Raw genomic sequence first — 20,630 nt, 5'->3', positions numbered from 1 at the left:
GAACATTCTGTTAATTGCGTATTGATTAAGCGCTTAATTCCATGTATTATACAAATAAAGCGTTTTCATTTTGGTATTAACGATATTTAAACCGGTTTAATGTGGGGTAAGTCACAGGCCCATTATTTTTTTAAAGCTCCTATTAAACCGGTTTAATGTCGATTTTACATAGCACTCTATATTTATGTTAAATCGGTTTAATTCCACTTGGGAGGTGGGAGACAACTAGAGCAAGTTCCGCTGGACAAATCGTAAATCTAAACACGGAGGGGTTAACTTGAAAAGGGGAAGCAAATTGTTAATTGGCCTTATCCTTATGACTACGGCCTTGGGAGGATGTTCATTCTCTTCGTCTAACAACGTAGCTGAGAAGGTTAAGGAATCGCCGGATGTGAAAGAAACGATCGTCAAAGAGAATAATAACACTAAAGAGTCGCCTAATCTGGCTAAGCTGGTATCTGAAGGAAAGCTGCCCAAACTGGAAGAGCGTCTTCCGGCTGCCAAGGACATTATGGTTGAGAATGTCGTTGATGAAATCGGAGAGTATGGCGGCGACTGGAAGATGCCCTGGAATGGCGTAGCTGACAAGTGGGGGATTGGTCAACCGACTGAAGAAGCACTGTTCCGCTTCAATCAGGAAGGCAATAAGGTTGAACCAAACGTAGCCAAAGGCTATGAAGTTAACGCGGATTCCACAGTGTTCACCATTCATTTGCGGGAAGGCATGAAATGGTCTGACGGTGTTCCTTTCACAGCCGATGATGTCCTCTTCTATTGGGAGCACATGCTGACCAAAGAGACTTTCGGTAAAAAGATTTACGATGCCTATTATTCCGTCGATCCGGCAACAGGCGATAGAGCGCTGGCAGAAGTCAAGAAGGTGGATGATTACACCTTTACAGTGACTCACAAGTATCCAAGCGTGCTCTTCCTGGAGCGTGTGGCCATTGACAACAAGTGGTTCTTTGCTCCGGCACACTTCCATAAGACGATCCTGCCTGAATTTGTAGGCGATGCGAAGACACTGGAGATCACCAAAGAGTGGGGCTATGAAGATCCGAAAACCTTCCTCATGGAGACCGGGTATACGGACTGGCTGCACTACCAAATCCCGACACTCCGTGCTTGGGTACCAACGAATGATCCTAACGGTGACCAATTCGTGATGGAGCGCAACCCTTACTATTGGAAAACAGATAAAGAAGGTAAGCAGCTACCATACATTGACCGGATTGTAGCAACTAAAATTCAAGATCCAAGCCAAAAGGTGTTAGGTACACTTTCCGGCGATTATAACTTGACCATTTTTGATTCCAAGGACTTCACAGTCCTAAAGGAAAATGAGAAAAAAGGCGACTTCCGCATCATTCCATGGACACAGCCATCCTGGTCCAGTGCCGGTATTCAATTGAACCAGACGACAGAAGATCCGAACCTGCGCAAGCTGTTCCAGGATATTAAATTCCGGGAAGCACTTTCGATTGGGGTTGACCGGAACGAAGTCTCTGAGATCGTAACCAACGGACTCGGCGAGCCGATACAGGCTTCTGTTCCGAAAGGGGTTATGGGGTATCAGGAAGGCTGGGATAAACAGTGGGCTGAATATGATCCGGAACGCGCGAACAAGATCCTCGATGAACTGGGTCTCACCAAGCGTGATAAGAATAATTTCCGTACCAATGCTGACGGTTCGGAACTGACGCTGACCATTGTAGAAAGCAGCACTGACAATGCGCCATTCCTGGAGCTGCTCAAGAAGTACTATGAAGAAATGGGTCTCAGAACGAATGTGAAGATCGTGGATGGTACTACCCAATTCGACATGAAGTACGCCAACCAGATTCCAATGCATACTGAGAACATCTCTGTCGCTAACGTAGCCTTCCGTCCGGATACCCTCGTTCCGCTTCGTGTTATGACGCCATGGCTTGGTCATTATGGACTCTACACGCAATCCGGCGGTAAAGAAGGCGTTAAACCGGAAGGTGATGTAGCGAAGATCTTGGAGTATTGGGATAAAGTGAAATCAAGCAAAACGCTTGAGGATATCAACAATTACAGCAATGAAATCGTGAAGCTGCATCAGAAGAACCAATGGGTGATTGGTTATGCAGGACCAACGCCAGTGCTGATTGTTGCCAACAATAAGATTCACAACATTCCTACCGACGCCATCTGGTGTGACGAATATCGTTCCCTGGGCCAAGGACATCCAGCGCAATTCTTTATCAAGCAATAAGCTTTGAAGCTTTCTTGTGGCAATAGCGGGGGATCACATCCCCGCTATTGTTTCCTTTTGAAATATAAGGATTTATATGTTTTACGTATAAATTATCCTTATATTTTCTCGCTGAAACGGATACCGTCCCTTAGCGGACGGCAAAGCCGTTTCTACTTGTATCATTAAGTGTTGTAGAGGAGAGGATTGCAAAGTGTTTCAATACATTATTAGACGAATTCTTCTGGCGATACCTGTGGTGGTCTTAATCTCCTTCATCGTCTTCTATATCATTCAATTGCCGCCCGGAGATTATGTCTCCTCCTATGCGGCCAAAATGTCCGCTTCCGGCGATATTATGAGCCAGGCGGAAATGGATCAGATGCGGGCAAATCTGGGCCTGGATCGGCCGATCTATGAGCAGTATTTTATGTGGATGAAAAAAATCATTCTGCATGGCGATTTCGGATTTTCGTTCAACTATAACAAGCCGGTTATGGCCGTCATTCAGCAATATATGGGTCTGACGCTGGTTGTCTCCCTAGTTACTATGGCCTTTCATTATATCGTTGCGATTCCCATCGGGATTTACACAGCAGTCAAGCAGTATTCCGTAGGAGATTATTTCTTCTCTGGCTTGAGCTTTATCGGGATGGCTACCCCAAACTTCCTGCTGGCGATTATTCTGATGTTCCTGTCCTATAAATGGTTTGGCAACCCGTTACTCGGCTTATTCTCCCCTGAATACGTAAATGCGCCGTGGTCGATGGACAAAGTTAAAGACTTAATGCAGCATATGGTCATTCCTGTTATCGTCATCGGGCTTTCAGGTACGGCAGATCTGGTCCGCATTATGCGGGGTCAGATGCTTGACGAATTGAATAAACCGAATGTGGTTACTGCCCGCGCCAAAGGCTTGTCAGAGATGCAAATCTTGTTCAAGTATCCGACGCGTGCAGCCCTGAATCCGATTGTGAGTACCTTTGGCTGGTCCTTGTCCTCGATCTTTACGGGCGCGACCATTACAGCAATTGTATTGAACCTGCCGATTCAAGGTCCGGTTATGCATAACGCCCTGTTGGGGCAGGACATGTACCTTGCCGGAACCTTCCTATTGATTATGGCTTTGCTGACAGTACTCGGAACCCTGATTTCCGATATTTTGCTAGCTTGGCTTGATCCAAAAATCCGTACAGAGTTCAGGGGATCTTAATCATGAGAACACTACCGTTATTCAAAGGTCAAAAACCAGCAGCCCCAGTCACCGCGGCACCTAAAGACACGGTTTACAGCTCGCAATGGCGGCTGATTTACCAGAAGTTCAAGAAGCACACACTGGCTCGGATCAGTATGTACATTCTGGGTTTACTATACCTCGTAGCTTTGTTTGCGCAATTCATCGCGCCATACGATCTGCAAAGCTATGACAGTAAATACGTCAATGCTCCGCCTATGGGTCTCCGGTTTGTGGATGCGGAAGGCAAGTTTCACATCAAACCGTTTGTTTATGGGCTGAAGACGGAACGCGACCCGGAAACCTTACGCAAAATGTTTGTTGCGGATACAGAGACTAGACACTCTTTCAAATTCTTCGTGAAAGGACAGGAATATAAATTTCTGGGCCTGATCCCGATGAAGACCCATTTGTTCGCGGTAGAAGAGCCAGGGCGAATCTTCTTGCTCGGTACGGATGGTATGGGCCGAGATTTGTTTTCCCGGATTGTGCTGGGCAGTCAAATCTCGCTCAGCATTCCTTTAGTCGGCGTGGGCATCAGCTTTATTCTGGGATTAATTATCGGCGGCATCTCCGGTTACTTTGGTGGTTGGCTTGATTCCCTAATTCAACGTGTAATCGAAATTATTCGTTCCTTCCCTACCTTGCCGTTATGGATGGCTTTATCTGCTGCAATTCCGCCACGTATTCCGGTGGTGACCATGTATTTGTACATCGTTATCATTTTTGCGTTCATTGGATGGACGGATCTGGCGCGTGTCGTCAGAGGCAAGTTCATCTCGCTCAAGAATGAAGATTATGTGGTAGCGGCAAGAATTGCTGGCGTAGGCAATACGAAGATTATTGTAAAGCATTTACTGCCCGGCTTTATGAGCTATCTGGTCGTAGCGACGACCTTGGCCATCCCCAGCATGATCCTGGGGGAGACAGCCATGAGCTTCCTCGGGCTAGGTGTCCGTTCGCCGGCGACCAGTTGGGGTGTGCTGCTGCAGGAGGCCCAAAAGATCGAGAACGTGGCCTTGTATCCATGGAAGCTGCTTCCACTGGGTGCAGTCATTCTGACCGTATTGACCTATAACTTCATTGGTGACGGCTTGCGCGACGCAGCTGACCCGTACAAAAAATAATGTCACAAATACTAGGCAAGCGAGGGGATAGCATGGCAACTCAAGCGGCTCATAAGGAGCAACCTTTACTGTCCGTTCAGGATTTAAAGATCAAGATCCAGATGGAAAGTGGCATCATGAATGCCGTGGATGGGGTAGACTTCAATATTTACAAAGGTAAAACTCTGGGCCTCGTCGGTGAATCCGGCTGCGGTAAAAGCTTAACCAGCCGTTCTATTATCAGCATTAATCCGAAGGAATGTGAAACGAGCGGAACCATCACTTACAATTCGGAATCAGAGTCGGCGCTGAATGGTCTAAATCTTTTATCCCTTAAGCCCACTGGCAAGCAGATTCGTTCTATCCGAGGCCGGAAAATCTCGATGATCTTCCAGGAGCCGATGACGGCCTTCTCGCCAATGTATACGATCGGGAATCAGATTATGGAAGCGATCCGGACTCACCAGACGAAGGACAAGAAAGAAGCGAAGCGAATCGCGCTGGAGATGCTCAGCAAAGTCGGCATTTCCGACCAGGCGAAACGGTTTGATCAATACCCGCATGAATTCTCGGGAGGGATGCGCCAGCGGGCGATGATCTCAATGGCACTGTCCTGCAACCCGGAGATTCTGATTGCTGACGAGCCGACGACAGCGCTCGATGTGACGATTCAGGCGCAGGTGCTGGAACTCATGAAAAGTCTGCAGGCGGAGTTCGGCATGGCGATTCTGCTGGTGACTCATGACTTAGGAATTATCGCCGAGATGTGCGATGAGGTCGCGGTGATGTACCTTGGGAAAATCGTGGAACAGGCACCGGTGAAAGAAATTTTCAATAATCCGAAGCATCCTTACACCAAAGGCTTGCTCCGATCCATGCCTAGACTAGGCGGGAACAAGAGTAAACGGCTGGATTCCATTGAAGGTTCTGTCCCAATGCCAATAAACATGCCGCCGATGTGCGGATTTTATGACCGTTGCAAAGACCGGATCGAAGGCGTATGTAATGCACAGTCTGCACCGAAAATCACAATTTCTGACGAGCACATGGTTAGATGCTTCCTGTACGCGGACCAGAGAGAAGGAGAAGTACAATGACCAAACCTATCCTTGAAGTCCTCAAGCTGAACAAGAGCTTTCAAGTCAAATCCGACAAAGCGTTGTTCAAAAAGCCAAAGCCTGTTCATATCCTGAATGATATTTCATTCGAATTGCTTGAAGGGGAGACGCTTAGTATTGTCGGAGAATCCGGCTGTGGAAAAACGACGCTTGGGCGGTGTATCGTCAGGGGCGTTAATGCCTCTTCGGGCAGTGTCGTCTATCATGCAGAGGATGAGAAGGCCGTTGATTATCTTAAGCTTGACCGTAAAGGAATCAAGGCTTACCGAAAAGATATTCAGATGATTTTTCAGGACCCGTATTCCTCACTTAGTCCGCGGATGAACGTGTTTGATATTATTGCCGAGCCGCTGATTGCCAATTTTAAGCTGAGCAAGGATGAGGTGGAGGCTAAGGTCACCGAGATTGCCGAGAAAACCGGACTGAATGTAGGTTATTTAAAAAGATATCCCCATGCCTTCTCCGGGGGACAACGGCAGCGGATTGCTATCGCACGCGCGCTGATTACACAGCCTAGGCTGATTGTCTGTGATGAGGCGGTATCCGCGCTCGATGTCTCGATTCAAGCACAGATTATTAACCTGCTCAAAGATTTGCAGGAGCAATACAAGATCACTTATATTTTCATTTCGCATGATCTTTCTATCGTACAGAACATTTCTGACCGGGTAGCCGTAATGCATCTGGGCAGAATCGTGGAGCTGGCGTCAACGGAATCGCTATTCGGACATCCTCAGCATCCCTATACGGAGGCTCTGATGTCGGCTGTACCTCAGCCGAATCCTGAATTCAAGAAGGAGCGGATCATTCTGGAGGGAGAAGTGCCGAATCCAGCTAATCCGCCAAGCGGCTGCCATTTCCACCCCCGCTGTGCTTATAAGACAGAGAAATGTATCCAGGAAGTGCCTGAGCTTCGTGAAGTAGGTTATAATCATTTTGCTGCATGTCATTATGCAGAGAAGCTTCAGCTTCGCGGCGTTCCCATTGAGTCTGCCGAGTTGCAAGTGAACTAGTGTTGAAGAGAGGGTATTCCTAAAATGGCGAAGATTGACGATGTGGCCCGCCTGGCGGGTGTATCCAAAGGAACGGTATCCAACGTATTCAGTCAGAAGAGACCCACGAGCAAGAAGGTAACGGAGAAAGTGCTTCAAGTCTCGAAAGAACTGAATTACGTGCCGAATCATATAGCAAGAAGCCTGGTCACCAAGAAAACAATGGCGATCGGGCTGATGATTCCGCACCGTAAATTCTTTTTTAGCATGTTCCATAATCAATTTATTAACGGGGTGTTGTTGGAAGCCTCCAATTACGGATACCGTGTGCTGCTGGATATGATTCCGACGGGTGAGGTCAAGACGCCTTCGCTAGCCAGCTACCCTATCGATGGGGCGATTGTGCTCGGTCCAACGGAAGAGGATGACCGGATAAATCTCCTGCACCAGAATGAGATTCCGTTCGTCACCGTGGGCAGAATCATCAACGAGGGAATCCAGGATGTGTCTACCGTCAACAATGATAACAAGGGCATCATTCGATATATCTGTGAGTATCTGATCGGTTTGGGTCACCATAATATTATGTTCCTGAATGCTGGGGATCGAATGACCGTGGGGATTGAGCGGATGGAGGAATTTGTACGGGTATTGGAGGAACACGGAATAACTGTACAGCCGGAGATGATCTATAGCAAGCCAGACATTCACTCTGATGAGTATATAAAATATGGGTATGATGAGACGATGCGTACTTTGAAGAATCATCCTGAGCGGGTAACAGCAATCATTGCCGATGATGATCGTTCGGCGCTCAGCGCGCTCAACGCCATCAACGAAGCCGGTCTCTCTGTACCGGAGGATATTTCTTTATTCGTGATCTGCGGCGATTTGACCATGATGCATCAGGTAAGACCTGCTTTGACGGGAATGGATCTGCAACCCTCTGAACTCGGGGTACAGTCGGTAAGACTGCTTATGCATAAACTGGGTGTGCTGGAAGGGGAATATGACAATAACTGGACCGTCCCTAGCAAATTTATTGAAAGAGACTCTTGCGCTCCAGTCAATAAAACGTAACCGGGAGTTCCAGGTTAGCGAGGTAACAAATGACAGCGATTACATCGATTGGCCATGCCGTACCTTTTGAATATTACGTTCGGATTCTGATCAGTGCCGTTCTTGGGCTGCTGATCGGGTTCGACCGGACTCACAAGAACAAGCCGGCAGGTGTGAAGACGTACACATTCGTCACGGTCGCCTCTGCCTTAATTACAATCGTATCTATTGAAAGTGTTGAAGTATACGGCCAGCTGCATAACCGGACGATGATGGACCCCATGCGTCTGGCGGCGCAGATTGTCTCCGGTCTCGGTTTTCTTGGTGCAGGACTGATCATGAAGGCTGGCTTTGAAGTAAAAGGCTTAACGTCTGCGGCGATGATCTTGTTCGCAGGCGGAGTTGGCATTGGAACCGGGGCCGGTTTCTATGGGATTGTAACGTTCTCGATTGTAGTGGCTTTCTTCTTCATCCGTGTAGGCGGGTGGATTGAGAAATGGGAGCACAAGAAGCTGGAATCCAAGGAGGAAAAGAAGGATTTAAGCGCATAGCTGTACCGCTATTCGCGGATAAAATCCGGAGAGCCCATGCTTCCGAAGCGAGCTTTCCTTCGGAAAGCTTTTAGGCGGCCGCTATCGCTCCTTCAGTTCCAACTTTCCCTCCATTCCGTTCCCCTTATTTTTTTGTTCAATCTATATAGCATATTGCTGTAAAAAAACGAGCTGCCCTCATTAATGAGGCAGCTCGTTTCCAATTTCAATTCGAAGTCCAATTCGATTATTCCCAACCCTCGATGCGTGCCAATTCCTTGCGTACAATAGGTGCGACTTTGGTGCCCAGCAATTCAATCGCGTGCATAAGCTCCTCATGTGGCAGTGTACCTGCGCTCAAATGGAGGAAGAAACGGGTAATGCCCAGGTTTTTGCGCAGCAGAATGATTTTCTCTGCGACATATTCCGGGTCGCCGACATACAGGGCGCCGCGCAGGCTGCGGGCGGCGTCGAAGGTCGCCCGGCTATAAGGCTGGCTCCAGCCGCGTTCGCGCCCGATGACATTCATTTGGGCCTGAATCGGCGGGTAGAGCAGCTCAGCAGCCTGCTCAGTCGTATCGCTGACAAAGCCGTGTGAATGGGTGGCGATTTGCAGCTTCGCAGGATCATGCCCGGCCTTTGCGGCAGCCTCTTTGTACAGCCGGACGAGCGGCGCGAACTGCTCTGGCATGCCGCCGATGATCGCGAAGGCGACAGGCAGACCCAGCACGCCCGCACGAATGGCGGACTCCGGGTTACCTCCGGTGCCGATCCAGACCGGCAGCGGGCTCTGAACGGAGCGCGGATAGACACCGAGGTTATGGATGGCCGGGCGATGCCCGCCGCGCCATGTAACCTTCTCGGATTTGCGAATCGCCAACAGCAGCTCCAGGTTCTCTTCGAACAGCTCGTTATAGTCATCCAGGCTGTAGCCGAAGAGCGGGAAGGACTCTGTGAACGAGCCGCGTCCTGCCATAATCTCTGCCCGGCCGTTTGAGAGGCCGTCCAGCGATGAGAAGCCCTGATAGACACGGACCGGGTCGGCCGAGGATAACACGGTCACGGCGCTGGTCAGCCGGATACGTTTCGTTACAGAGGCTGCGGCCGCAAGCACAATCTCTGGAGCGGTGCCCGCATAATCCGCCCGGTGATGCTCCCCGATGCCGTATACATCCAGGCCAACCTGATCGGCCAGCACAATCTCCTCTACAGCGTTGCGCATCCGCTGCGCATGACTCATAATTTCACCCGTTTTCAAATCGGGGGTTGTTTCCAGAAATGTACTAATTCCTATTTCAATGCGGTTTGCTGGTTCAGCCACTGCAATCGCCTCCTTATTTATAATTTTATATTACTATACTTTTTAATGTTTCTCAACTTTAGTAAGTAAGTTTTGTTTTGGTGCATTGGAATATTTGTAGTTATTTACCTGTGAATTCTGGTACAATTGAACCTGCAGCCAAGCAATAGAACACCGGAATTGCTGACAATATAACTGGAGGTTATGTGTATGGCAGTCAAAACCAATGAGCAGATGGTACTCGAATTTCAGTCATTTCTCCCTTTCGTGGAGTCTTTGAAAGAAGCGCCTGAAGCACACTGGACTACACCGATCGGTGAAGGGAAATGGACAGTGAAGGATATTATTTGTCATATTATGCTGTGGGACAAGTACTTTTACGAGGAAGCCATTGAGAAGATCAAGCTGGGCCAGCCCTTAACATCAAGACATCTGGACTTCAATGAATTTAATGCCAATGCTGTTGAGCATGCGAAGTCGCTATCTGCCCTGCAGGTAGCAGAAGATTGTATTTTGCAACGAACCCGCATTCTAGATACTATTACCGGATTAACCGAAGAGGAATACATACAGGAATACAAAGACGGAGACCGCAAGAAGTTCAGCATCCGCAAGCATTTGCGGGGCTTTCTCCCGCATGACAAGCATCACCGGAAGCAGATCGAGACCTTCTTAAAGCAGATATAGATAACGGCTTTATCGACAGCAAGCTGGATTAATTGCGGGGACTGAACTTAGCGTAATCACATAGGTGATTCACAGGCCGGGGCATGATTTTTATGCTTCGGTCTGTTTGTGTTCAGGGGCGTTAAGGTGAGCAGACATATGTCACTGTAAAAGGATGGAATTACAATTACAATGTAAGCGTTATCTTTTGTTTTATAAATAAATTATATCAAAGGAGAACGGTTATGTATTTGAAGAAAATCTCCTTTAACTTGCTCGTATTTTTAGGGCTTGGCCTCCAATACAGTCTGCTACATGTGCTTCCGTCTGGCCCTACACCTACCATTACCACCCTGGAGCTTGTCATCTATATTGCCTACACTATCATCGGTCTTGCAGGATTCTTTTACAAGAGCCGCAAAGTGCGAACGGAAGACATCTCCGGTATGGCAGCGTTCTTCTTCGGCGTACTATGGACCGTGGCGATCACCTCACATTTTCGCAAAGAGAGCTATACCGAAGTACTGACTCTGGTACATTCTGTCGGTATCTTCACAGCGGGGCTGATCCTGCTTACCGAGCTGATCATCCTGTTCAGAGCTTGAGTGGTGACAAGGGTGCCAGCCAGCGGCATAAACAACAAAAAACGACTCTGCCGCAAGTCTGCGGACAGGCCGTTTTCATTTAATTTGTTTTTTTCAAAAAGAAAAGAGCTAGCCTTGAAATTCTCCGTTGTCATAGTTAAACTGCCATTGAATGCCGAATTTATCGGTGAGGTTGCCATAACACTTACTCCAGAACGTTTCCTGCAGTTCCATGCCCACCGTGCCGCCATCCTCCAGTTTACCGAAGAGGGACTTGATCTCCTCGATATTCTTGCTGCTGTAAGACAGGCTGATATTGTTGCCTTGGATGAACGACATTCCTGGGAAGGTGTCGGAGAACATGACGTTGCTGCCATTGATGCTCAATCTTGCGTGCATAACCAGATTTTTTGCTTCCTCCGGAAGAGGGAAGTTCGGATCTGGTGGTGTATCGCCAAAGGTCATAATTTGCGGTTGTCCCGTTTCAAAAGTCTTCGCATAAAACTCTACAGCATCACGGCAATTTCCTTCAAAATTAAGATACACGTCAATGGCCAAAGTTCTTCACTCCTCAGTTTTAAATGGATCGCTCATATTGTATCATTTCAATTCTTGATAATCAAAACTTGTCCTATATAGTAAAATGGCGGGAAGTTTGGTATAGCTTAAATATTATAGTGTTGTTAACTTTCTATTCACAAACCTCTGATAATCTCTAAACATGTTGGAGCGGTTGACCGTCCAATGTATAACGGATCATATGGAGGATAATCATGTTCACAACCCTGAAAAAGAGAATTGTTGCTTGTCTGATCATTTTGGCTGTCCTGGGCAGCGGAATTCTGTCTAGTTTGGCATTTCCACGGATGTCAGTATCGGCAGCAGCCGGGCAGGCCAAGTCATTGGTGCATCAGATCGAAGCCCCAGCCAATCTGGATGATACCACAAGCTTAACTACGTTCGTGGACGGAATCATGGAAGAGGATATGAACCGGCTGCATATCCCGGGCGCAGTTATTTCGATCGTCAAAGACGGTCAGATTATTTTGGCAAAAGGTTATGGAAGCTCTAATCTGGAGAAAGCTGCACCGGTTGATCCCAAGACCAGCATGTTCCGGATCGCCTCAACCACTAAACTGTTCACTTGGACGGCGGTTATGCAACTGGTGGAGGAAGGCAAGATTGATCTGGACACCGATGTGAATACCTATCTGAAAGACTTTAAGGTACCGGATACCTATCCCGAGCCCATCACGATGCGCCATTTGATGACACACACAGCGGGGTTTGAAGAGGGGGGCGTAGGGTATCAGATCACGACGGACCCTGCTAAATTGCCAGGTTCGATCTCGGAAACGCTGGAAAAGCATAGGCTGGCCCGGGTGAGAGCTCCAGGTGAGATGAGCTCCTATTCCAATTACGGCACCGCATTGGCGGGCCTGATCGTGCAAGATGTCAGCGGAATGCCTTATGAAGATTATGTTAAAAAGAATATATTCGATCCGCTGGATATGAAATATGCGACGGTTCAGGAGCCGTTGCCGGAAGCGTTCAAGCCTTACGCAGTTGTGGGTTACAACAGTGAGAACGGCAGCTTTACCCCCGGTACGCCTACATATGAAGCAGGCTTCCGTCCGGCTGGGTCGGGTACTGTTTCGGCAGTGGATATGGCACATTTCATGATTGCTCATTTGCAGAATGGACGGTATGGGGACAAGCAAATCCTTAGCGCCAATACTGCTGGGTTAATGCATGCAACGGCGTACCAATTCGATAAACGTATGCCGGGAGTCACACTTGGGTTTGCTGAGAAGAGCATCAACGGTTTGACCCTTATTACCCATGGCGGTTCTGATCCGATGTTTAATACTGAATTATACCTGGTTCCGGCCAAAAATATAGGTATATTCCTCTCCTATAGCGGAGGTTCGGGAAGTGAGTCGGCAGAAGGTCTGATTCAAGCCTTTTTCAACAAATACTACCCTGCACCCCTTCAAGAGACGCCAGTAGAATCTTCAATTACTGCCGAATCGGTTCAAAAGTATGCGGGTTCCTATGAATTTACACGCCGTAATTTCAGTGATATCGATAAATTTTTCAATTTTCTTGTACAGTTCAATGTCACCATATCCGATAATAAATTGTCCCTGGGAAGCGGCAGTGAACAAGCATTTTACGCCCCTATTGGTGAGAATTTGTTCCAGCATGTCGGGGGCACTGAACAAATCGCCTTCCGCACTGATGATTCCGGCAAGGTCACACATATGATCTTGGGGGCTATCCCGGATATGCCGCTGGAGCGGACGCCGCTAATGGATCAGACCAGTTTCTGGTTCACATTACTTGGAATTTCAGCATTTATGTTCATCACAGCAATACTAGGATTTATCTTTGGCAGACGCAAGATCAAGGCAATGTCTGTTCCAGAGAAGTGGGCGTTCCGACTGTCGGCAGCGGCTTCTGGCTGGGGATTACTCTCCTTCGTTACGCTATTTCTGGTAGTGATGTCAATGGACCTCATGACGAAGCTTAGCGGCATCAGTACCGCGCTTTATCTCAGTTTGGTCATGCCGATCCTATTTGTGGGTCTGACGCTGGCATTATTGGTAGGGGTTATACTAGTCTGGAAGAACAGGTATTGGACAACATTCCGGCGTGTTCACTATACGCTCGTGACACTTTCAGCAGTGACGTTGGTTGTGTTTTTCTATCATTGGAACCTGCTGGGCTGGCAGTTCGGTTAAGGACATTTCTTACCTAGCATAAAACACTTATAATGGAAGCTTGAGAGAGGAGGGATGGTTGTGGCGATTATCCTTATCGCAGATGATGATGACAACATCCGCAAGCTGATGTCTTTGTTTTTACGTAAAGAGGGCTTTGAGATCAAAGAGGCAAATGATGGTGCCAAAGCGCTGTCTATTGTGGAGAACTCACGGGTGGATCTCGTTATTCTCGATATTATGATGCCAGGATTGGACGGCTGGGATCTGTGCAGGGAGATTCGGCGCTGGGATGCCAACCTTCCCCTTCTGATGGTGACAGCTAAATCCGAATCTGCGCATAAAGTAAAAGGCTTCCAACTGGGGACAGATGACTATCTGAGCAAGCCATTTGATCCGCTTGAGCTGGTAATGCGGGTAAAAGCGTTGCTTAAACGTTCGCTGGTGGTTACTTCCCAGTTAGTGCAGGTCGGGAGTGTTGTCCTCAACCGCCGCACGTTTGAGGTTACTCGCGGAGACGAATTGGTCAATATGCCGCTTAAGGAGTTCGAACTTCTGTTTCTGCTGGCGAGCCATCCTGGCCAAATCTTCACGAGGGAACAACTGATACAGCAGATCTGGGGACTTAACTATGATGGAGACGGCCGCACAGTGGATGTACATATCAGCCGACTGAGAGAGAAGTTTACCATTAAGGATGGACCCTTTCAAATTGAAACCGCCCGGGGGCTTGGATACCGGCTGATTCTGCAGTCATGATTAAGACCCTGTATGTGCGTGTGATTATCACGTTCCTGGCCATTATTGTATTCAGCCTGTTATGCTCCTTTTTTATAGGTCTGTATGTTTTTCAACAACAGATCAGTTACGAAGGTCAGAATGAAATGATCAGTGTGGGCAAAGAGATCATTCACCGCTATGATGACGCCAAGCCTGCCGATACGGACGAGTTCCTGAGGAGTATGGTAAAAGTATCTGCCTATCCGATTCATCTGTTTAATCATTCCGGCGGGCATACCTTTTACGGACTTAAGGATAATCCGGCTGTAATCATTAAACCCGAAGCCGTTAAACAAGTGCTGCAAGGACGGTATTACCGCTCCACAACGGAAGATCATGATACGTTCATCGGGATGCCTTTTCTGTTAAAAGGGGAGTGGCAGGCGATGTTCCTGCAGTATTCCGCCGAGAATGAGAATATCATCAACCGGATGATGTTTTTTGTACTACTGCTTGTGCTACTGCTCGGAAGCCTTTGTATTCTCATCGCTGCCAGATATCTGGTGGAGCCAATCAAAGTGTTGACCCGGGCGACAAGAAGGCTGGCCAAGGGTGATTTTGAGGTAGAGCTAAAGGTCAATCGGGTAGACGAAATAGGGGAATTGACCCGAAGCTATGTGGAAATGGCCGGGGAGCTTAAGCAGTTGGAGCAGATGCGGCAAGATTTTGTATCCAATGTCTCGCATGAGATCCAGACTCCGCTTACTTCGATCTCCGGGTTCGCTAAGGCTCTGCAAAGTCATGATCTGATCGTGGAAGAAGAGCGTAATGAATATCTTGAGATTATCATAGCGGAGAGTGGACGGCTGTCACGCCTGAGTGATAATTTACTGAAGCTAGCTTCACTCGACTCCGAGCATCATCCCTTTAATCCGGTGTTCTTTCATCTTGATGAGCAGATCCGCACCATTGTTGTGACTTGTGAGCCGCAATGGTCGTCCAAGGGCATTCTTATTGATCTTGAGTTGCCAGAGGCTGTTACGATCGAGGCGGATGAAGATCAACTGAAGCAGGTCTGGATGAATCTGCTAAGCAATAGCATCAAGTTCACCCCTGAGGGTGGGAATATCCGTATTAGGATTGAAGTTGGTACAGCAGAAATAGCCGTTACCATAAGCGATAGCGGCATCGGGATTTCCCCGGAGGAATTCAGTGCTGTATTCCAAAGATTCTATAAAGTCGACAAGTCGCGGAACGGAAATAACAATGGCAACGGACTGGGGCTTGCGATCGTTAAAAAAATTGTAGCGCTGCATCAGGGGAATATTGAGGTGAATAGTGCAGTGGGAGAGGGCACGACGATCATCGTCAGACTGCCCCTCGCTGTGCCCGGTGTCAGCGGGAATGACGAACACCGAGCATGATGAAATCCTTGAATTGCCGGTCGGTGGTCCGATCCTCTTCCGTAATCTGGCCCCCGCGCTGGCGGGTAATAATCACAGCTTTTTGCAAATACATGAAATACAGGTGGGTGGACTTCAGTAGGATGTCTATCCACTTTGTTTTGTCTTCCGGCGTCACCGGCTCCGTCTCCGGTTGTAGAAGCCTTGCAGACCAGCCCTGCATAGCTTTCTGGAAATCTGGCAACTCAGCGGGATTCTTGGAGAGGGTACTGTAGTAAACTCCGAAAATAGCATCGTAGTAGATCAGTGATTCGTTCTCCTCCCTAAGCGCCAAATATTTGTCCAGGATGGTCTCCAGAGACTGCTCGGGGTGTTCAAAATTAAAGTCAAACAGCAGCTGCCCGAACATCCGCTCCAGATTCTTGACATAGATTTGGACAGCCAATTCTTCCTTATCCTTATAATGATGATACAAGGTTCGCCGGGAGATGCCGGCTTCTTCAGCAATCTGAGCCATATCGGTACGCTCAATGCCTTGGGCATTGAACAGTGTCAGCGCTGCACCCTTGATCATCTCCCGCGTCATTTGCATCTGTTTTTCTCGCAGCTTCATTAGCGTTTCTCTCCTGCCTCTTTCGAGAATACCTTCCTTCCAATCGTACTGGACTTCTTCCTATTTCTCAAGGAACTTGCTGCCGACGGAATAGCGTTTGTGGTGGTTGACGGCATCACCCAGCCAATTTAGTAGTTTGATCCCATCCTGCTCGGCCTGATAGAAGGTGTCTCGGGTGGCAAACGTATGCGAGGTGGTACCTTTTTCCTTATCCAACCCGTAGTCGGTCAGGTAGTAGTAGTAATTCGGCAGGGATGCCGCCAGCGTACGGACAGAGGTCCGCATTTGCTGTGACCATGCATCTATGTTCTGCTGATTTTGCGGTCCTGAGTAATCATTGATTTTGTTCTGAAAGTGAATCAGGACCTCGTCAAACAACGAATAGGACTGCAATAATACTGCATTGGCAGGTAAAAGATGGCCGTTTGCCGTAAAAGCCGCTCCGATGATATCCGGCTCAGCCTTATACCCAAAGGTTTTGGTGAAGTCTGCATGCCACTCCTGATCAACCACATTGGGCCATTTATCCGATTGCAGGAAAGAGCTGTCGGAATACTGATAAATCTCCGAATCCTTATAATGGGAGGCGATTTCCTTAGCCCAGAAGGCGGAGCCGAACCCGCCCGCACTTTCGCCTGCGATCAGCAGTTTACCCGGGTTGTTAACATTGGCATAGATCCAGTCCAGACTGCTCCGTACATTGTTGCTCCCATTATAATGCATCGTGAAGGGAGTGCCGTCCTCTTTACTGTATTCAGCGTTGTGGTTGCCGATATGAAAATCACCGGTTGTATAAGGGAGGTAGACGACATTCCATCCATGAAAGGGATTGGCGGGATTATCGGTATCCATCATTCCTTGCAGCAGACTTAGCATATAGAAGGGGATGCCTGGAAAATAATTACCTGTATCTCCACCTGTTATAAAATTCATCAGTTTGATAGGGTGCGCGGCACTCTTGGCATCCCAACTTGCTCCACCTCCGGAGAAGAAGATAATCCAGTTATTATTCTCACCTTTTTTATTCCATAGAAAATATTCGGAACCGTCACTGGAAATCACGTTTCCGCCCAAATTCATTTTATTCCACTTGTATGGCTTCACATCCGCAAGCTCGGGTATGGTTGTTGGCCGTTTGATCACGAAAGCGCTGATCATCACTACAGCGATCAAAATCAAACCCAGCAACCCAACCCCAGTAAAGATTGTAATTTTGGCCAATTTTCTCATCTGCATCACTCCTCAAAATGAGTATACATTAAGATAATTGGTTGCACAATATGTGTAATTAAAACCGTTAAATCTCCTTTATGCATTATTTTTGAGTGCAACTGCGCCCTGATCACAAAGAAACAGCCGGACAAGGTGGGGATTTCCTCGCTCCGGCTGTTGTATCTTAGATTTTTTATTATGGACGGTTTAGCAGGTTCTGCACATCCTCTGCCACCTTCAGGTTTGCGTTCAGACCCGTGTTAATCCAGTAATCCCGATCCACGCTGAACACATGACCGGCTTTGACGGCCTCAAGATTCTTCCACACGGATGTATCATAGATGGAGGCCAGCTGCTGGTTCTTCAGCGGATCGGCACCGTCTACTTGCATGAGGAAAATATAGTCGGCTTTCAATTCCGGCAGACTCTCGAGGGAGATATCCTTCCAGTCGTTGCCCTGTGCTCCCGGAGGCACCTCTAAGCCAAGACCATCATAGATGACCTTACCGCTATAGGTATTCTCCTGCATCAGCGAGAAGGACTTGTCCGAGATGAGCATGATGGCTGCACTCTTACCGGCTGTTTGGTTCTGGAGTGCGGACTTAATGTCTGCAATTTTGCTGTCGTATGCCTGAAGAGCTTCTTTGGCTTGTGTGGCCCGATTCAATAGATCGCCAAGGGTGAGAAGCGTCTTTCTCCAGTCTTTGGTCGCGTCCTGAAAGACATAGGTCGGAGCGACTTTCGCGTATTTATCATACGCTCCATCTTGTACCCGTACCGCGAACGGCACGATGAACAAGTCCGGTGTGAAGCTCAATACCGCTTCGGGGTCCAGGCTGACAAAGTCCAGCTTAGGTACATCCTGCAGTTGTGGCTGCAGATACTTCAGGAGCAAATCACCCGCTGACCACTGAGCGACTGGCTTGACGCCAAGGGCCAGTAGCGCGTCCTCCAGATAGGGGGCAACAATACGCTGAGGGTTGGCAGGTATGACCACGTTATTGCCCAAGTCGTCCTTGACCGTGCGGGGAGCGTTCTCCGTAGACGAATTGGTTGTTTCCGGGCTAGCTGCTGGTACCGCTGAGGTCGTAGCCTCTGTCTGCGCCGCGGTTTCCTTGGCTGCAGTAGAAGCAGGGTCTGTGTTGCTGCAGCCGTATAACGCCACAGACAAGAGCAGAACCACAGTGGCTAGCTGAAATTTTTTAATATAAAACATGCTTTCCCTCCTGAGACTGAGAATCAATATCACTCAAAACAGCATACCCGCTAACCCTGCCAACTGACCATAGTCAATGTTAGGAATTAGGATGGACGATCCAAGGAAAATAACTTGATTACTGCTCTGAGTATCCGCTCATGTCCCATCGCCGAGTAGTCGAACCATGGGTCCGGCTGGATCTGCTGTACATGTCTATTGCGGACGGCGGTCATGTATTGCCATTCGGGCATTTGGGTAAGGTCTTGCCAAAGCGTTCTGGCTTGTGGATCGGTACCAATAGCTACAAGCAGGCGATCGGGATTAAGAGCAATCAGCTGCTCAATGGACAATATCTCGTAGGCAGGTTCGGCGCTTTGCGAGTCGGGAAGTCTTAAGCCCAGGTCCCCGTAAAGCACAGCACCTAGATTGCGACCGCCGAAGCGGTGGATTGACCCATTCAGTATATGAATCGCCAGAATGCTGCTGTCCCGAAGTCGCTCCTTCAGTTTGCTGCGGATCGTCGCTGCCTTGATCTCGTATTGAGTCAGCCAGCGCTCCGCTTGAACGGTCTCCCCGAGGAACTGGGCAACAATGAGTAAGTGTTGCCGCCAATCCTTCTCCCACCAAGGCACATAAAGTGTAGGAGCAATTCGTTCCAGTTCCCCCCGTCCAGCTTTGGGCAGCCAGTCACCCGCGATGATAAGATCTGGTCTGCCCGCCTGCAGTGCCTCCAGGTTGAAGAGCATATTATTCTCCATGGAAGGGTCCTTGAGGTGAACCGGAATTTGTTGCTCGTATTTGTGTTTATAGAAGAGGCAGAATTCCCGGTCAAGTGGCGCCGCGTAGGGGATGTTCTGCAGTGCCAGCATTTGCCCGGTCATGGGATAGTGGAAGGCTGCGATCCGGTTGCGATCCCGCTCAGCATAGCGGGAGGGAGACATCCCCGTCGCTTGCTTGAATTGGCGGCTGAAATAGAACGGATCTTTGTAACCGACCGTCTCTGCGATCTGATGGGCGGGCGCTTCTGTCTGCTCCATCAGCCGCTTGGCGGCATTGATCCGTACGGAGGTCAAATATTCTATCGGGCTTCTGCCCACAATTTTTTTGAACAACTCCAAATAGTAGGAAGGGCTGATGCCAGCCATTTCGGCAAGGCTTTTGACAGACATGACTTCTGCATAGTGACTCTCCATATACTCTCTCGTATGCTCCACTGCGGTCCTGGCATCGTGAACAGCTTGTCGGTCGATCCGGTACAGCTCATACAAAAGCTCTTGAAAGTATATCTGTCCACGGAATTGCAGCAGTGGATCATTCGCTTCGGATAGCTCTACGACATGTTCACAAAGTCTTATATATGAGGCTGCCGCTGGAAGAGAAATGGACCACTTCACCGGTTTGTCTTCCTGCTCTATTAGAAAAAGGTAACCCTCCAGAGACGCCCCAGCAGATTGAAGCGAGTCGATACTTTGGGTATCTAGTACGGTAAAATTGGCTGTATTCCCTTGCCACCGGGAGGACTGGGATTTGGTAACGACAAGAAGCATGTCGACAGAAGGGTCTTGGGCTGGCAGGTTGCCTGTGATTGCAGCCGGGTCGCCTTCTATTCTGGCAGCACGAAGCAATTTACGTAAGACGGGTGAATAATCAGGCTGTTTTTTCAAGTGAGGGCCCCCTTTCGAGATAAGCTACTAATGAATGATAATATTTCTCAATTAGCCTGTCAAAGTCGAAATTTTGTTGCCCTTGTGCGAAGTGGAATCTTCTTTCGATGAAGGGACTATGAATATATTAATTCCAATGGGAATACTGAAAATAATAATTGACATCCTTATGTCGCGATTATAATATTTTGTTATAATATTCGATTATCACATGATAATAATGTAGAGACTGACCTGACAGATGGAGGTCTCATTTTCCCTACGGTGGGGAGAGTGAGATCTTTTTGTTG

18 protein-coding genes are annotated in these 20,630 nt (G+C 48.3%); 12 read left to right on the top strand and 6 right to left on the bottom strand.

Translation table 11 applies throughout. From position 1 onward, the window contains the following. The first annotated feature begins 277 nt into the window (after positions 1-277). The 7 genes from ACFRAM_RS03680 (at position 278) to ACFRAM_RS03650 (ending at position 8,278) form a co-directional block, all read left to right on the top strand. A complete protein-coding gene (locus tag ACFRAM_RS03680; RefSeq protein ID WP_246317184.1) occupies positions 278-2,239 on the top strand; it encodes an ABC transporter substrate-binding protein in 1,962 nt (653 codons plus the stop codon). 193 nt (positions 2,240-2,432) lie between these two features. Continuing rightward, entirely contained in the window at positions 2,433-3,431 is a 999-nt protein-coding gene (locus ACFRAM_RS03675; RefSeq protein WP_175372464.1) for an ABC transporter permease, read from the top strand. A 2-nt stretch (positions 3,432-3,433) separates the two neighbouring features. Continuing rightward, positions 3,434-4,579 (top strand): ABC transporter permease, encoded by a 1,146-nt coding sequence (locus ACFRAM_RS03670; protein WP_175372465.1) that lies wholly within the window; start codon positions 3,434-3,436, stop codon positions 4,577-4,579. 32 nt (positions 4,580-4,611) lie between these two features. Next, on the top strand, positions 4,612-5,655 hold the full coding sequence (locus ACFRAM_RS03665) for an ABC transporter ATP-binding protein (RefSeq protein ID WP_379464575.1): 1,044 nt from the start codon (positions 4,612-4,614) through the stop codon (positions 5,653-5,655). Continuing rightward, positions 5,652-6,689, top strand: a complete 1,038-nt coding sequence (locus ACFRAM_RS03660) for an ABC transporter ATP-binding protein (RefSeq protein ID WP_175372467.1) — start codon at positions 5,652-5,654, stop codon at positions 6,687-6,689. Before ACFRAM_RS03665 ends, ACFRAM_RS03660 begins: the two co-directional genes overlap by 4 nt. Before the next feature lie 24 nt (positions 6,690-6,713). Next, entirely contained in the window at positions 6,714-7,748 is a 1,035-nt protein-coding gene (locus tag ACFRAM_RS03655; protein ID WP_379464574.1) for a LacI family DNA-binding transcriptional regulator, read from the top strand. 29 nt (positions 7,749-7,777) lie between these two features. Further along, positions 7,778-8,278 (top strand): MgtC/SapB family protein, encoded by a 501-nt coding sequence (locus tag ACFRAM_RS03650; RefSeq protein WP_175372469.1) that lies wholly within the window; start codon positions 7,778-7,780, stop codon positions 8,276-8,278. 226 nt (positions 8,279-8,504) lie between these two features. Here ACFRAM_RS03650 and ACFRAM_RS03645 read toward each other — a convergent pair whose 3' ends face one another. Further along, positions 8,505-9,578 carry an LLM class flavin-dependent oxidoreductase gene (locus ACFRAM_RS03645; RefSeq protein ID WP_379464573.1) on the bottom strand — a complete coding sequence of 358 codons (1,074 nt, stop codon included), beginning with the start codon at positions 9,576-9,578 and terminating at the stop codon, positions 8,505-8,507. Positions 9,579-9,767: 189 nt separating this feature from the next. On the opposite strand from ACFRAM_RS03645, the gene ACFRAM_RS03640 reads away from it, so the two are divergent. Together ACFRAM_RS03640 and ACFRAM_RS03635 are read left to right on the top strand one after the other, a co-directional pair. Continuing rightward, positions 9,768-10,244 (top strand): DinB family protein, encoded by a 477-nt coding sequence (locus tag ACFRAM_RS03640; RefSeq protein ID WP_379464572.1) that lies wholly within the window; start codon positions 9,768-9,770, stop codon positions 10,242-10,244. Positions 10,245-10,468: 224 nt separating this feature from the next. Next, positions 10,469-10,828: a hypothetical protein gene (locus ACFRAM_RS03635; protein WP_379464571.1), complete on the top strand. Its 360-nt coding sequence runs from the start codon at positions 10,469-10,471 to the stop codon at positions 10,826-10,828. A gap of 108 nt (positions 10,829-10,936) precedes the next feature. Here ACFRAM_RS03635 and ACFRAM_RS03630 read toward each other — a convergent pair whose 3' ends face one another. Then, entirely contained in the window at positions 10,937-11,365 is a 429-nt protein-coding gene (locus tag ACFRAM_RS03630; protein WP_379464570.1) for a VOC family protein, read from the bottom strand. Between the two features lie 215 nt (positions 11,366-11,580). Between ACFRAM_RS03630 and ACFRAM_RS03625 the strand changes: the two genes are divergently transcribed. The 3 genes from ACFRAM_RS03625 to ACFRAM_RS03615 are packed head-to-tail and all read left to right on the top strand — an operon-like array spanning position 11,581 to position 15,674. Then, positions 11,581-13,551 (top strand): serine hydrolase domain-containing protein, encoded by a 1,971-nt coding sequence (locus ACFRAM_RS03625; protein ID WP_379464569.1) that lies wholly within the window; start codon positions 11,581-11,583, stop codon positions 13,549-13,551. A 60-nt stretch (positions 13,552-13,611) separates the two neighbouring features. After that, the gene (locus tag ACFRAM_RS03620) at positions 13,612-14,289 is read left to right on the top strand and encodes a response regulator transcription factor (RefSeq protein WP_379464568.1); all 678 of its coding nucleotides are present in this window, start codon (positions 13,612-13,614) and stop codon (positions 14,287-14,289) included. Continuing rightward, on the top strand, positions 14,286-15,674 hold the full coding sequence (locus tag ACFRAM_RS03615) for a HAMP domain-containing sensor histidine kinase (protein ID WP_379464567.1): 1,389 nt from the start codon (positions 14,286-14,288) through the stop codon (positions 15,672-15,674). Before ACFRAM_RS03620 ends, ACFRAM_RS03615 begins: the two co-directional genes overlap by 4 nt. Here the strand turns inward: ACFRAM_RS03615 and ACFRAM_RS03610 are convergent. The 4 genes from ACFRAM_RS03610 to ACFRAM_RS03595 all read right to left on the bottom strand — a co-directional run bounded on the left by ACFRAM_RS03610 (position 15,646) and on the right by ACFRAM_RS03595 (position 20,340). After that, the gene (locus ACFRAM_RS03610; protein ID WP_379464566.1) at positions 15,646-16,266 is read right to left on the bottom strand and encodes a TetR/AcrR family transcriptional regulator; all 621 of its coding nucleotides are present in this window, start codon (positions 16,264-16,266) and stop codon (positions 15,646-15,648) included. The two genes, ACFRAM_RS03615 and ACFRAM_RS03610, sit on opposite strands and share 29 nt — an antisense overlap. A 60-nt stretch (positions 16,267-16,326) precedes the next feature. Beyond that, complete coding sequence (locus ACFRAM_RS03605) at positions 16,327-17,496, bottom strand: pectin acetylesterase-family hydrolase (protein ID WP_379464565.1); 1,170 nt, start codon at positions 17,494-17,496, stop codon at positions 16,327-16,329. 178 nt (positions 17,497-17,674) lie between these two features. Next, positions 17,675-18,694: an ABC transporter substrate-binding protein gene (locus ACFRAM_RS03600; protein ID WP_379464564.1), complete on the bottom strand. Its 1,020-nt coding sequence runs from the start codon at positions 18,692-18,694 to the stop codon at positions 17,675-17,677. A gap of 86 nt (positions 18,695-18,780) precedes the next feature. Then, a complete protein-coding gene (locus ACFRAM_RS03595; RefSeq protein ID WP_379464563.1) occupies positions 18,781-20,340 on the bottom strand; it encodes a helix-turn-helix domain-containing protein in 1,560 nt (519 codons plus the stop codon). Positions 20,341-20,630: the final 290 nt, after the last annotated feature.

Origin of the sequence: Paenibacillus sp. NPDC056722, assembly GCF_042790635.1 — a bacterium.
Classification (GTDB): Bacteria; Bacillota; Bacilli; order Paenibacillales; family Paenibacillaceae; genus Paenibacillus_AQ; species Paenibacillus_AQ agri.
Note: the sequence above shows the minus strand (reverse complement) of the source record. Positions and strands in the feature narration are given on the sequence as shown.